General features: G+C 63.6%; 10 protein-coding genes. 8 read left to right on the top strand and 2 right to left on the bottom strand.

Features of this window, described 5'->3' with window-relative positions; translation table 11 throughout:
- Positions 1-165: 165 nt before the first annotated feature.
- Entirely contained in the window at positions 166-1005 is an 840-nt protein-coding gene (locus HCN58_RS31795) for a caspase family protein (RefSeq protein ID WP_171583290.1), read from the bottom strand.
- A 415-nt stretch (positions 1006-1420) separates the two neighbouring features.
- Between HCN58_RS31795 and HCN58_RS31790 the strand changes: the two genes are divergently transcribed.
- From HCN58_RS31790 to HCN58_RS31755, 8 genes are all read left to right on the top strand, one after another.
- The gene (locus tag HCN58_RS31790; RefSeq protein ID WP_171583289.1) at positions 1421-3157 is read left to right on the top strand and encodes a hypothetical protein; all 1737 of its coding nucleotides are present in this window, start codon (positions 1421-1423) and stop codon (positions 3155-3157) included.
- 232 nt (positions 3158-3389) lie between these two features.
- Complete coding sequence (locus HCN58_RS31785; RefSeq protein ID WP_171583288.1) at positions 3390-4121, top strand: thermonuclease family protein; 732 nt, start codon at positions 3390-3392, stop codon at positions 4119-4121.
- A 165-nt stretch (positions 4122-4286) separates the two neighbouring features.
- A complete protein-coding gene (locus HCN58_RS31780) occupies positions 4287-5099 on the top strand; it encodes an LssY C-terminal domain-containing protein (protein ID WP_311966923.1) in 813 nt (270 codons plus the stop codon).
- 162 nt (positions 5100-5261) lie between these two features.
- Positions 5262-6446 carry a pyridoxal-phosphate-dependent aminotransferase family protein gene (locus tag HCN58_RS31775; RefSeq protein WP_171583287.1) on the top strand — a complete coding sequence of 395 codons (1185 nt, stop codon included), beginning with the start codon at positions 5262-5264 and terminating at the stop codon, positions 6444-6446.
- A gap of 218 nt (positions 6447-6664) precedes the next feature.
- Complete coding sequence (locus HCN58_RS31770; RefSeq protein WP_171583286.1) at positions 6665-7726, top strand: ABC transporter ATP-binding protein; 1062 nt, start codon at positions 6665-6667, stop codon at positions 7724-7726.
- A 25-nt stretch (positions 7727-7751) separates the two neighbouring features.
- A complete protein-coding gene (locus tag HCN58_RS31765; RefSeq protein WP_171583285.1) occupies positions 7752-8819 on the top strand; it encodes a substrate-binding domain-containing protein in 1068 nt (355 codons plus the stop codon).
- Positions 8820-8945: 126 nt separating this feature from the next.
- Complete coding sequence (locus HCN58_RS31760; RefSeq protein WP_171583309.1) at positions 8946-10658, top strand: ABC transporter permease; 1713 nt, start codon at positions 8946-8948, stop codon at positions 10656-10658.
- A 234-nt stretch (positions 10659-10892) separates the two neighbouring features.
- Positions 10893-13010, top strand: a complete 2118-nt coding sequence (locus HCN58_RS31755) for a S9 family peptidase (RefSeq protein WP_171583284.1) — start codon at positions 10893-10895, stop codon at positions 13008-13010.
- Between the two features lie 162 nt (positions 13011-13172).
- Here the strand turns inward: HCN58_RS31755 and HCN58_RS31750 are convergent, their stop codons facing one another.
- Positions 13173-13892, bottom strand: coding sequence for a ribonuclease activity regulator RraA (locus tag HCN58_RS31750; protein ID WP_171583283.1), 720 nt, complete (start codon positions 13890-13892; stop codon positions 13173-13175).
- Between the last annotated feature and the right edge of the window lie 64 nt (positions 13893-13956).

The raw sequence follows: 13956 nt of genomic DNA, 5'->3' as shown, positions 1-13956 counted from the left end.
GCCGGTCTGCCGCCACACTATCCGTCGCCCCTGCGAACGCAGGGGCCCATAACCACCGCGCTGAATCGTAGAAGCAAAGCCGTCTCCCCGTGTGCCATTTGCGCGGGCCGCGGCGTATGGGTCGCTGCGTTCGCAGGGACGACGGGGGAGAGAGCTCGGCGCGCCTTACCCGCCGAGGTGGACGTCTTCCAGCAGCGACGACGACACCTGCGGCACCTGCTCGCCGTCGGAGGCGCGGGAGATGGAGATGCGGGTCTTGTTGAAGGCGCTGGCGGCGCCCACTTGCGAGTCCAGATTGTTGAGCAGCTCGGTGACCAGCACGCTGTACTGGCCCTTGCCGTCGTCGGCGACCTTGCCCGGCGTCGCCGAGGTCAGGATCAGCGCGTTCTCCGGCGCGGAGATCGGGGCCAGCCCGTGCGAATAGGAGCGGAAGCGGCGCTCATAGGGGTTGCGACGAGAGGCGTCGACGACGACGAGCTTGGCCTTGGCGCCCTTCTCGGTCATCGTATCAAGCACCTGCTCAATGCTGACGCCGTCGCGGCGCACATCGGCTTCCTTCCAGATCGCGGCGTCGACCGGAATCATAAAGCTCTCGCGGCCGACCTGGACGCCGTAGCCGCCGAAGAACAGCATCGCCACCGTGTCCTGCTTGACCTTGTCTTTCAGGCGGGAGACTGCGCGGGCCATGTCGTCCTTGGTGGCGTCCTCGACCACGTCGACATCAAAACCCTTGGCCCGCAGCGCGGCGGTGAGGCCGCGGGCGTCGTTGATCGGCTGGGACAACGGCGCGGCGGCGTCCGGATAATGGCCGTTACCGATCACCAGCGCGACGCGATTGGCGGAGGTGCCGATCGAGCCGGTCTGCTCGGTGCCGATCGCCTTGGCGGCGTCGAGCGAACGCTTGTTCAGCGCGGCATGGGCGCCGATCGCCAGCGACACCAGGCCGACCAACGCCACCGCAATGGTGACGGTGCGGCGGGAAATGCAGAGCTGACCAAGGTTCATCGCGTTTCCATTCCCAAGTTTGTCCAAAGCGCCAAACAAGACCGCGCCAGTTAGTCGCGTCAGGACCGTTCGGGTTTGAAGGGGTTGCCGGGTGTGTGCCGTCCAATTGCGCTCAATTTGCGGCACCGCAACAACGGCCTTTTAGCCTGTCGGGCCCTCCCGAACAACCTCAATTGACGCATGGAGCCAATTGCCGCCGACTATGGCGGGGCGGTGATACCAGCTAAGTGATCTATATCACATTTGTATTCTTCGCTGGATTTGGTTAGTTTTCAAGGGCTTGCGGGCCCATCCGGCCGGCGGTGGCTGCATGGACTCCCCATCGAGCCCGTTCCAAAAACCCGGGACTACCGGAGTTTTACGGATCGTGCTCCAACGCGGCCCTCCCTTCACCGTTCCGGCGGAAAGACACTGAATGGGCTTTTCTACCATTGCCGGCGCCGCATTTCGGGCGCTGACCGCGCGGAAAGATGGCCCGTCGCTCTACGACGTCTGCGACCCCGTGCTGTTGAAATACCGCGGCGGCGACCCCCATCTCGGCAAGTTCTATCGGACCGCGCTGGGCAACCCGGCGCTGCGGCCGCTGCTCCGGCGGACCGGGCACCCGGCCTTGCGCGACCAGAAGCGGCTCGGCGCGTTGCAGGAGGCGCTGCGCAGGGCGCGCGATGAGGCTGAGCCGGACTGGGCCGCGGTGGGGCAGCCGATCGCCGAGCTGATGGCCGATATCGGGGTGAGCCACCCCGCCCCTAAGCCGGTGGCAGCGCCGGGCCGGGCGCCCGATGATGCCGAGATCGACCGGGTGATCCGCCGCTGCGGCGCGCATCTGCTGGGCTCATTCGCCAAAAACGGCTTCGTCCCAACCTATGCCGCCTTCAACCTGATCGGCGATGCCGACATGGGCGGGCGCGAGATGCTGATGGCGCTGACCGGGCTGAACTCACGCGGCTACAAGAACTCGACGCTGCTGTTCAGCCTGGCGCGGATTTTTATCGCGCATTCGCCGGCGCGCGCCCTGATCAATCCACCCTGGCGAGGGGTCGCTGAGCCGATGTGGCAGCCGATGCAGATCCGCCACCGCTCGGCCTATTACGACGCCTTCTTCACCGAGGCGCTGCTGAGTTACGTCGAGACCGGGCTGGCGTCTGCGGACGAGGCCGCGGCCTCAAAGCGCGCGGTCTCGGAGATGGTGGATTTTTGCCTGAAGACCTCGGCCGAGGAAGTGCCAGCGCATGACGGCGCCACCGTGAACGTGATCACCGCGCTGGCGCCGCTGCCGCATCCGCGGTTCTCAAAATTCTTCTCGCAGATCAAGCAGGATTTGGGTTTTGGCATCTACGTGCCGGACTGCGACACCACGGCGTGCTCGTTCTCGGCCGCGACCCAGGCCGGCTCGACCGATCCGATCCTCGACCAGCCGTTACTGGATTTCTATCGCGGCTATCAGGTCCGCGAGGGCGCCAACGAGCCGCGCGTCACGGTGCCCTTGAACGACAATATCGATTACGAGGGCGGCGTCGTCACCTGGATCGACAATCTCGCCGGCGAGCGACCCTTTGGCAACGACCTCGACCCAACGCTCAATCTCGATATTCTCGAAGTCTCTTTCCGTAATCTAAAGCGCTGGAAGGTCCTGGAGACGCCGCAGCGGCTGGAGACGGTGCATCGCATCCTGGGCTTCCAGCGGCGGCTGGCGGAAAGCGGCGCGTTCAAGAACCCGCGCTCGCATATCTATTACCTGCCGGAACTCTACTGCGCCTACTTCGGCCGCTGCCATGCCGCGTTCATGGCATTGCCCGAGGCCGCACGGCAGGCGATCGATCCGGACGGCACGTTCGCGTTAATCCGTGAGAGGGTGCTCGCCTATGTCGAGGGCGAATTGATCGCGCGCGAGATGAACCCGTTCGACGCCGCGCTGGCCTTAGTGGCACTAGCGCATCTCGGCGCCGACGTCTCGACGTTCGCGCCGGCGCTCGCCTGCATCGTCGAGCATCTCGGCGAAGGCGGCAGGCACGGGCCCTACCGGGCCTATGAGTGGAACAAGATGAAGACGCCGACGCGGATTCTGGTCGGCGGGCCGGAGGTGACGTCGGCGTTCGTGTTGATGGGGCTGGCATTGGCGCGGAGGGCGATGGCGAAGGGTGGACGCGACTAACGCTGCTCGTCACACCCCGCAAAAGCGGGGTATCCAATACGCCGCGGCCTTTGCGGATCGCGCCTGCTCTGGAATACTGGCTCACCCACCTTCGCGGGTGACGACAGCACGAGCCAGGACGCCTTCCCACTGCCTGCAATGACGGGAAGTTGAAAGCGATGCGACACCCCTCCTCTGGCAAGCCGGCGCCATTGTCCGCACAATCCGCATCATTTCGCCACCGGGATTGCCGATGAAACTACGGACGCTGATTTCCATCCTTTTGCTGTCGTTGCTGCCCGTCACCTCACATGCGGCCGACATCACCGGCATTCCAAAAATCCGCGAGGGCGATCAGCTTCAGATCGGCAATACCCGCATTCGCCTCGGCGGCATCGACGCGCCTTCCGTCGATCAGCTCTGCCTCAACACCAAGGGCGAGCGCTGGACCTGCGGCGCCGCCGCGCGCGACGAACTGATCAAACGCTTCGGGGCTAAGATCTGGACCTGTCACACCCGAGCCGTGGCGGATCGCCGCGGCCGCACGGTGGCGCGCTGCGAGGCCGATGGTGAGGACATCCAGAAATGGCTGGTGTCGAACGGCTGGGCGCTGGCGCTGACGCGCATTTCGCGCGATTACGAGACAGACGAGAAGGCCGCGCGCGAGGCCAAGGCCGGGATGTGGCAGGGTGCGTTCATCGCGCCGTGGGATTGGCGCATCCGCAACAAGAAAACCGCCGTTCTCGGCGCCGTCACGCCGCCGGAGAATGCCAGGGCGGTGCTGCTGGCCTCGGCATCCGGACCGGTCGCGCCCTCGCCCGACTGTACCATCAAGGGCAATGTCAATCGCGCCGGCGAGTGCATCTATCACCAGCCGACGAGCCGCTGGTATGCGAAGATCGAGATGAAGATATCAAAGGGCACACGCTGGTTCTGCTCGGTTGAGGAGGCCGAAGCCGCCGGTTGTCGCGAGACGCGGCGGTAGCGACATTCCGTGGCCTCATGGTTCGAGACGGCGCTGGCGCGCCTCCTCACCATGAGGGTCTCAAACCTCATCCTGAGGAAGCGCGAAGCGCCGTCATCGAAGGATGAAGGCCCCGCACTATCGAGTATCCTACCTCCACAACGGAAGCGGCGAGAGCTCAGAGACGTGGCCAAGGTTCGAGATCATTCGCGACTGAACCGCGTTTTGTTGCTCACGCTTCTCATCCTCGGCAGTTACGGACTGCTCGCCTATTTGGTGCTGCCTGGGTTCTGGACGCATTACGAGCATCAGCGCGGGCTGACCAGCATGCCGATGGTGACGCGCACCGCGCAGGGCATTCCCGGCGATCCCATGAATGTCGGGCTGATCGGAGACCAGCGCGACGTGGTCTGCGCGATGCATGCTGCGGGGTGGTATCCGGCCGACCGGATCACGCTGAAATCCTCGATCGAGATCATCGGCAGCGTGCTGCTCGACAGGCCGTACAAGGACGCGCCGGTGAGCAATCTGTATTATCTCGGCCGCCGCGAGGATCTCGCCTTTGAAAGGCCGATCGGGAGCAGCGCCGATCGCCGCAACCATGTGCGTTACTGGAAGGTGCTGGAAAGCGGCGCGGAGAAGCGCCCGGTCTGGCTGGGCGCGGCGACGGAAGATCGCGGCGTCGGGGTCAGCCGATACACCGTCGCGGTCACGCACCACATCTCGCCCGATCTCGACGCCGAGCGCGCGCTGCTTGCGACTGACCTGGAAAATGCCGGCATGGTGGATGCGAAATACCAGGTCACCGGCGTTGGGCCGACGATCGCGGGCCGCAATGGCGGCGGCGACCTCTATTACACCGACGGCGAAATCTGGGTGCTGCGGCTGGTCGAGGCCTGCCGGAAGCGCGAAGGGCCTGCGGTCACGATCCCGAGCCCGCCGGCGACCGAATTGAAGGATCAGATCTGGCGCGCGATCGCGAATGCGATGGGGAAGTGACCTAGTCGATCATGGAAGGGCGCGGAGCAATCAGAGCAATTTGATCTTTTTGCGACTCTGGATTGCTTCGCTGCGCTCGCAATGACAGCTGGGATCCAATATTGTGTCGCCAGATCTCCAACGCTTCGAATTCGCCTATCTGCCCATAAGGAAAACCAACAAATGACCGTTCGCGCGGGCCGGGAATTTCTGGCCATCCCGGGACCCACCACCATGCCCGACGAAGTGCTGCAGGCAATGCACCGCCCGGCACTCGACATCTATTCCGATCAGATGGTGCAACTGACCGAAAGCCTGCTCGCCGATCTCTCGAAATTGTTCGCCACCCGGGGCAAATCCTACATCTACATCGCCAACGGCCACGGCGCCTGGGAGGCGACGCTTTCCAACGTGCTGTCGCGCGGTGACAAGGTGCTGGTCCTGGAAAGCGGGCGCTTTGCAATCGGCTGGGGCCAGGCTGCGGCGGCAATGGGCGCCGAGGTCGAGGTGCTCAAGGGCGACTGGCGCCGCGCGATCCGCGCGAGTGAGGTCGAGGCGCGCCTGAAGCAGGACAACGATCACAGCATAAAGGCGATCGTCGCGGTGCAGGTCGATACGGCTTCCGGCGCCTATAACGACATCGAAGCGATCGGCAAGGCGATCAAATCGACGGGCCATCCGGCACTGTTCATGGTCGATACCGTGGCTTCGCTCGGCTGTATGCCGTTCGAGATGGACAAATGGGGTATCGACGTCGCGATGTGCGGCTCGCAGAAGGGCCTGATGACACCGCCGGGCTTAGGCTTCGTCGCCGCAAACGACCGCGCCCGCGAGGTGCATAAAAAGGCCAACCTGCGGACGCCTTATTGGGACTGGACCGAGCGCGAGGGCAGCGAGCATTACCGCAAATATGCCGGCACCGCGCCGGTGCATCTGTTGTTCGCGCTGCGCAAGGCAATTGACATGCTGCATGTCGAGGGGCTGGAAAACGCGTATCTGCGCCACCGCCTGCTCGCCGAAGCGGTGCGCCGCGCAGTGGCAGTCTGGAGCGAGGGCCAGGTGCTCGGCTTCAACATCGCGGAAGCCAATGAGCGGTCCAACACCGTGACGACGGTAACCATGAACGGCCACGATCCGCTGGCGCTGCAGCGCTACTGCAAGGAGAAATGCGGCGTGGTGCTCGGCACCGGGATCGGCGACCTCTCCGGCCAGGCTTTTCGCATCGCCCACATGGGCCATGTCAATGCGCCAATGATCCTGGGCACGCTCGGCGTCGTCGAGGTCGGCCTCAACGCGCTTGGCATCCCGCACGGCAAGGGCGGAACCGAAGCCGCGATCGAATATCTCGGGGAGAATGTCGGGGCGTAAGAACGAGGCTCTGGTGTCGTCCCTGCGCACGCGGGAGGCGTCACGATATTTCACATGGTGAGAGAGGCCGTGTCCGCGCAGCCTCTTTGGCTGCATCTAAATGATGGGTATCGGTTCGCTCCACCCCTCCTACTCTTTTCGAACCCGCATTAGTGCGTATACTGGCATACCAAGCCGGGCGCTGATCCGTGCAAGAACCATGAGTGGGAGTGAGACGATTGGCGTCGGTTGATTTGCGCGGCCTGACCAAGCGATTTGGCTCGCTTGCAGTGGTCGATAAGGTCTCCCTGAAAATCAATCATGGACAACTGGTCTGCCTGCTCGGCCCGTCCGGCTGCGGCAAGACCACGACGCTGCGGCTGATCGCCGGTTTTCTGGAACCGTCCGACGGCGAGATTCATGTCGGAGACCGGCTGGTGTCGTCACGCGCGCGCACGCTGCCGCCCGAGCAGCGCAACATGTCGATGATATTTCAGAGCTACGCGCTGTGGCCGCACATGACGGTGACGGAAAACATCGTCTACGGCCTGCGCCTGCGCAAGCTCGACCGCGACACCATTGCGAAGAAGCTGGCGGCGATCCTTGCCACGACAAAACTCGAGGCGCTGGCGCAGCGCTATCCCGGCGAGCTCTCCGGCGGCCAGCAACAGCGCGTGGCGCTGGCGCGCGCGCTGATCGTCGAACCCGAAACGCTATTGCTCGACGAACCGCTCTCCAATCTCGATGCGAATTTGCGCGAGGAGATGCGGTTCGAAATCCGCCGGCTGCATGACGAATATCGCTACACCACCGTCTATGTCACCCATGATCAGTCGGAGGCCATGACCACGGCCGACCTGATCGCTGTCATGAACGGCGGCAAGATCGACCAGCTCGGCACGCCCGAGGACATTTACGCACGGCCCGAGTCCGAATTCGTCGCGCGTTTTATCGGCGCCAGCAATGTCATCAAGGGCACCGCGCGCGACGGCAACCATGTTGCCTTTGCGGGCGCGACATTGAAGGTGGTCGGCGCACCGCTCACGGCAGGCCAGGACGCCGTGGTCGCCATCCGCCAGCACGATATCGGGCTTTCGACGCAGGCGCCGGCTTCACCAGAGAACGCGATCAAGGCGGTCGTCACGCGGCAGGTCTATCTCGGCGCCGCACGCGACTACATGGTCGAGGTCGCCGACGGCACCAGTTTGCGCGCCACCACACCGACCGAAACCAACGTGCAAAAGGGCAGCGAGATCTGGCTGACGCTGCCGCCCGAGCGCTGCCGGGCGCTGAGCCGGTAAACAAAAGCAAGAACAGGAGGACGCGATGAAGGGACGAAAGCTTTCAAGACGCGACATCCTGCAAGGCTCGGCGGCGCTGGCGGTCGGCACCGTATTCGCCTCCCCTGTTCGCGCCCAGGCGCCAGAACCTGTCGCGATCACATCAGCGCTGGTGGAGGCGGCGAAGAAGGAAGGCAAGCTGATCTTCTATTCCTCGATGGACCTGCCGGTCGGCGAAAAGCTCGGCAAGGCCTTCGAGGCGGCCTTTCCGGGCGTCAGCATCCAGATCGAGCGCTCCGGTTCGGAGCGGCTGTTTCAGCGCATCGACCAGGAGTTTGCGAGCAACATTCGCGCTGCCGATATCGTCAACTCATCCGACGCCTCGCATTTCATCAGTTGGAAGAAGAACGGCTGGCTGATGCCGTTCGTGCCCGAGGATGTCGCAAAGCATTTTCCGGATAGCTACCGCGATCCTGACGGCATGTTCGCGACGTCCCGCCTGTGGCTGTCGTCGATCGCCTACAACACCAATCTCGTCAAACCGGAAGACGCGCCGAAGAGCTTTGCCGACCTGCTCGACCAAAAATGGGCGGGCAAGATGGTCAAGGGCCACCCCGCCTATAGCGGCACCATCATGACCGCGACGTTTCAGCTCGTGCGCGAGCTCGGCTGGGAATACATGGAAAAGCTCGCCAAACAGCGCGTGATGCAGGTGCAATCGTCGACCGATCCGCCGAAGAAACTCTCGCTCGGCGAGCGCGCCGTGATGGCCGACGGCAACGAATACGGCATCGTGCTGTTGAAGGAAGCCGGCCAGCCGGTCGAGCCGGTCTACCCGACCGAGGGCACGCCGACGATTTCCGGGCCGACCGGCATCTTCAAGACCGCGCAGCATCCGAACGCCGCGAAGTTGTTTCAGGCCTGGCTGCATACGCGCGAGACCCAGCAATTCTTCAGCGACTTCACCGCGCAGTATTCCGTGCACGCGCAGGTGCAGTCGAAGCCCGGGCGGCGGAAGATCTCCGACATCAAGCTGATGAAGGAAGATGCCGAGGGCGTCGAGAAGATGACGGAGGAGATTAAGACGCGCTATGCGCGGCTGTTCAGGGTTTAGACCCTCATGGTGGGGAGGCGCTTTAGCGCCGTCTCGAACCATGAAACCCCGCTGGTGCCATTCATCCTTCGAGACGCCGCTGCGCGGCTCCTCAGGGATGAGGGAGAGAGCTGACTCGTGGATCAAATGACCATCACCACCACCGACGCCCCAAAATCCCGCATCGACCTCACGCGTCCTGTGCTGTGGCTGTTCGCCGCCTTCATGATCGTGCTGATCGTACTGCCGCTGTCCTGGCTGATGGTCTACGCGTTCACCGACAAGGCGCGACATCCGACGCTGCAGAATTTCGTCACGCTGTTCACCGACCCCTCTTTCCTCGATCCACTGCTGACGACGGCAATCATCGCTACCACCTCGGCGGTGATCTGCTGCATCGTCGCCGCTCCGATCGGCTGGCTGGTGTCGCGCACCGACATGCCGGGGCGGCAGATCATCCGCGCGCTGGTGACGGCTTCCTTCGTGACGCCGCCGTTTTTGGGCGCGGTCGCCTGGGAGTTGCTGGCGGCGCCGAACAGCGGCATGCTGAATCAGCTCTATCGTTACCTCACCGGAGCTGAAGATCCCTTGTTCGACATCTATTCGCTGACCGGGCTGATCTTCGTGATCTCCTGCTACACGTTTCCATTCGTCTTCGTGCTGGTCGCCAACGCGCTCGACAACATGCCGGGCGAACTGGAAGACGCCTCCGCCATTCTTGGCGGCAAGGCCTGGACCACGGCGCGGCGCGTCACGATTCCGCTCGCACTGCCCGCGTTAGTGGCCGGCGCGCTGATCGCGTTCCTGCAGGCGATGACGTTGTTCGGATCGCCCGCGATCCTGGCGCTACCGGCCGGTTTCCACACCATGACGACGAAGATCTGGAGCCTGTTCCAGTATCCGCCAAAGCTCGAACTCGCCGCAGCCGCCGCCGTGCCGTTACTGCTGCTGACGATCCTGCTGCTGCAGGGCCAGAAATTCCTGCTCGGCCGCCGCGGCTTTTCCGTGGTCGGCGGCAAATATGGCGCACCGCGTCCGGTCGAGATGAAGGGTTGGCGTTGGGCAGCGCTGGCGTTCTGCCTGTTCGTGCTGCTCAATCCGGTGTTCCTGCCCTATTTCGCGCTGCTGAACGCGGCGTTCTCGCCGAACGCGACCACGTTAGTGACGCCATCGACGGCGACGCTGCACAACATCGTGTTCGTGTTCACTGAATTGTCGTCGACCCAGCTCGCGCTGAAGAACACGGTGATCCTCGGCGCATCGACGGCGACCATCGGCACGATTTTGGCGCTCGTGGTCGCCTATGTCACGACGCGCCGTGTCATCGCAAGCCATCGCCTGCTCGGCTTTCTCGCCACCGCCCCGGTCGCGGTGCCCGGCATCGTGCTCGGCGTCGGATTATTCCTGAGCTACACTCGGCCGCCCTTCGTGCTCTACGGCACGCTGTGGATCCTGCTGCTGGCATTCCTCACCATCAATCTGCCCTCTGCCTACCAGCAACTGCAGGCGGCGTTTGCGACCATTCACCCCGAACTGGAGGACGCCAGCCGCATCCTCGGCGCGACCCGGCTGCAATCGCTGCGCCAGATCACGGCGCCCTTGTTGCGCACCGGCGTGATCGCGACATGGTGCTTCATCTTCATCGGCGTGATGCGGGAGTTATCCGCGGCGATCGTGCTGTTCACCTCGCAGACCAAGGTGCTGTCGGTCTTGATCTATGACCTCAACGAAAGCGGCGACCTCGCCGCGATTTCCGTGCTCGGGATCGCCATGCTGGTGATCACCTTTGCGGTAGTGCTCGCGGTGAACCGGATCCCGATGTTCGGCGGCGGCGCCGGGGCGAGATTGAGGAATAGCTGACGATTCTGGATCGTCGTCCCTGCGAACGCAGGGACCCATAACCACCATTGGCAGATGTGAGAGAAGCCGTCTCCCCTTGTGCCACTTCCGCGGGCCGCGGCGTATGGGTCCCGGCTCGCGCTGCGCTTGGCCGGGACGACGTCGGTGGGGTGCCCACCCTACGAATCGGCGCATCTGGTAATCCGGCCGTTCACCCCGATATAAGGCTCAATCATTGAGCCATACGAGGATTGAGTGACACAGCCTTTAGCCAAGAAACCTGCCCTCTCGCCGCCGGTCGCGCCGCGCCGGCCGCACACCTTCACCACGCACGGCATATCGGTGACCGACGAGTATGCCTGGCTCAAGGACCCCAAATGGCAGGAAGTCCTGCGCGATCCCTCGATCCTGGATCCGGATATCCGGAAATATCTGGAAGCGGAAAACGATTACACCGAGAGCCTGCTCGGCCATACCGCGCAGTTGCAGAAGAAGCTGGTCGCGGAAATGCGCGGGCGGATCAAGGAAGACGATTCCAGCGTGCCGGCGCCGGACGGCCCGTTCGCCTATTTGCGAAAATTTCGCGAGGGTGGGCAGCACGAGATGTTCGGCCGCACGCCGCGCGACGGCGGCGACGTGCAGATCGTGCTCGACGGCGACGCGCTGGCGGCGAGCCATAAGTATTTCAAGTTCGGCGGCGCGCGGCATTCGCCTGACCATAGGCTGCACGCGTGGAGCGCCGATACCAAGGGCTCGGAATACTTTTCCGTTCGCGTGCGCGACTGGGACACCGGGGCCGATCGCGACGATCTTGTCGAGGAGACCGATGGCGGGGTGGTCTGGAGCAAGGATTGCGAGAGCTTTTTCTACGTGAAGCTCGACGACAACCACCGGCCGATGCAGGTGTGGCGGCATCGGCTCGGCACGAAGCAGTCGGACGACACGCTGGTCTATGAGGAAACGGATTCCGGCTGGTTCACCCATCTGCATGAAAGCTCTTCCGGGCGGTTTTGCGTGATCGCCGGCGGCGACCATGAGACATCGGAACAGCGGCTGATCGATCTTGCCAATCCCGACGCGCCGACGCGCCTGGTCGCGGCGCGCGAGGAAGGCGTGCAGTATTCGATCGCGGACCGCGGCGATGAATTGTTCATTCTCACCAATGCGGATGATGCGATCGATTTCAAGGTCGTCACCGCGCCGCTCGCCTCGCCCGAGCGCGCCAACTGGCGCGATTTGATCCCGCATCGCGAAGGGATCTATGTGCTTGATGTCGAGCTCTATGCCGGCCATATGGTGCGGCTGGAGCGCGCCAATGCGCTGCCGGCGATCATCATTCGCGATCTCGGCAACGGCGAAGAGCACGCCATTGCCTTTGACGAAGCGGCCTACTCGCTCGACACCATGGGCAGCTACGAATTCGAGACCACCAATTTGCGGTTTTCCTATTCGTCGATGACGACGCCGTCTGAAGTCTATGACTACGACATGGCCGAGCGAACACGCGTCTTGCGCAAGCGGCAGGAGATTCCGTCCGGGCACGACCCGGCCGACTATGTCACCACGCGGATCATGGCGACATCGCATGACGGCGCGCTAGTGCCGGTCTCGATCTTGCACCGCAAGGATCTGGCGCGCGACGGCAGCGCGCCGCTCTTGCTCTACGGCTACGGCTCCTACGGCATGGCAATGCCAGCTTCGTTCTCAGCCAACCGGCTGTCGCTGGTCGACCGCGGTTTTGTCTACGCGATCGCGCACATCCGCGGCGGCGCGGACAAGGGCTGGGGCTGGTATCTCGACGGCAAGCGCGAGAAGAAGACGAACTCGTTCGACGATTTCGCCGCCGCGGGCCGCGCATTGATCGAGGCGAAATACACCAGCGCCAAGCGCATCGTCGGCCATGGTGGCAGCGCTGGCGGCATGCTGATGGGCGCGGTCGCTAACCGTGCCGGCGAGCTGTTCGCCGGCATCGTCGCCGAAGTGCCGTTCGTCGATGTGCTAAACACCATGCTCGACGACACGCTGCCGCTGACGCCGCCGGAATGGCCGGAATGGGGCAATCCGATCGAGAGCGAAAGGAATTTTCGCACCATTTTGTCGTACTCGCCCTACGACAATGTCGCGGCCAAGCACTATCCGGCGATCCTGGCGATGGGCGGATTGACAGATCCGCGCGTCACCTATTGGGAGCCGGCAAAATGGATCGCGCGGTTGCGGGCGACCATGACCGGCGGCGGCCCGGTGCTGTTGCGCACCAACATGGGCGCGGGACACGGCGGCGCGTCGGGTCGGTTCAATCGACTCGATGAGGTCGCGATTGCCTACGCGTTTGCGCTATGGGCGGTCGGACTGGCGGAGCAGGCGGAGATGTGACCAAAGACATCGCCGTCGTCCCTGCGAACGCAGGGACCCATACCGCGGAATCTATCCGTATTGCTCGATGATCGTCGATCTCCGCAACAATGCAGCCCTGTGGTTATGGGTCCCGGGTCGCGCTTCGCGTGCCCGGGACGACGGCGGTGAGTGGAGCAGGAATCATCGCCCGTGCTTCTTTCGCCATTCGGCGAAATCGGTCAGCGTCTGCGGATCGGTCGCCGGATAGAGGCCGAAGATGCCGCGGCCCTTGCCGACCTGCTCAGTGACGAAGTCCTCGAACGCGGTCATCTCGACCGCTTCGTCCGCGATCTCGTCGGCCAGATGCGCGGGGATCACGATGACGCCGTCGGTATCGCCAAGGATAACGTCGCCGGGAAACACCGGCGCGTCGCCGCAACCGATCGGGACATTGATCTCGATCGCCTGATGCAGCGTCAGGTTGGTCGGCGCGCTCGGGCGGTGGTGATAGGCGGGAAAGCCGAGTTTTGCAATTTCAGCCGAGTCGCGAAAGCCGCCGTCGGTGATGACGCCGGCGCAGCCGCGCTGCATCAGCCGTGTCACCAGGATGGCGCCGGCAGACGCGGCGCGGGCATCCTTGCGGCTGTCCATCACCAGCACGGCGCCAACAGGGCAATCCTCGATCGCCTTTCGCTGCGGGTGGCTGCGATCGCGGAACACGTCGATCTTGTTGAGGTCCTCGCGCGCCGGCATGTAGCGCAGCGTGAAGGCCTCGCCGACCAGCACCGGCTGATCGGGGCCTAAAGGGTGCACGTCCTGGATCATCTGGATGCGGAAGCCGCGCTTGAACAGCGCGGTTGCGACGGTGGCCGTGGAGACGGCTTTGAGTTTGTTGCGGGTGGCGTTGCTTAGTTTTGTCATGATATTCTCGCTTTCTTGGTCGTCATTCCGGAGCGCTCGCGTCAGCGAGCGAATCCGGAATCTC

It is taken from the genome of Bradyrhizobium australiense (assembly GCF_013114825.1).
Lineage (GTDB): Bacteria > Pseudomonadota > Alphaproteobacteria > Rhizobiales > Xanthobacteraceae > Bradyrhizobium > Bradyrhizobium australiense.
Note: the sequence above shows the minus strand (reverse complement) of the source record. Positions and strands in the feature narration are given on the sequence as shown.

Excerpts from the sequence above, each read along its gene's own strand:
- HCN58_RS31795 (WP_171583290.1), bottom strand. The coding sequence starts at position 1,005 with ATGAACCTTGGTCAGCTCTGCATTTCCCGCCGCACCGTCACCATTGCG.
- HCN58_RS31790 (WP_171583289.1), top strand. The coding sequence starts at position 1,421 with ATGGGCTTTTCTACCATTGCCGGCGCCGCATTTCGGGCGCTGACCGCG.
- HCN58_RS31785 (WP_171583288.1), top strand. The coding sequence starts at position 3,390 with ATGAAACTACGGACGCTGATTTCCATCCTTTTGCTGTCGTTGCTGCCC.
- HCN58_RS31775 (WP_171583287.1), top strand. The coding sequence starts at position 5,262 with ATGACCGTTCGCGCGGGCCGGGAATTTCTGGCCATCCCGGGACCCACC.
- HCN58_RS31765 (WP_171583285.1), top strand. The coding sequence starts at position 7,752 with ATGAAGGGACGAAAGCTTTCAAGACGCGACATCCTGCAAGGCTCGGCG.
- HCN58_RS31760 (WP_171583309.1), top strand. The coding sequence starts at position 8,946 with ATGACCATCACCACCACCGACGCCCCAAAATCCCGCATCGACCTCACG.
- HCN58_RS31750 (WP_171583283.1), bottom strand. The coding sequence starts at position 13,892 with ATGACAAAACTAAGCAACGCCACCCGCAACAAACTCAAAGCCGTCTCC.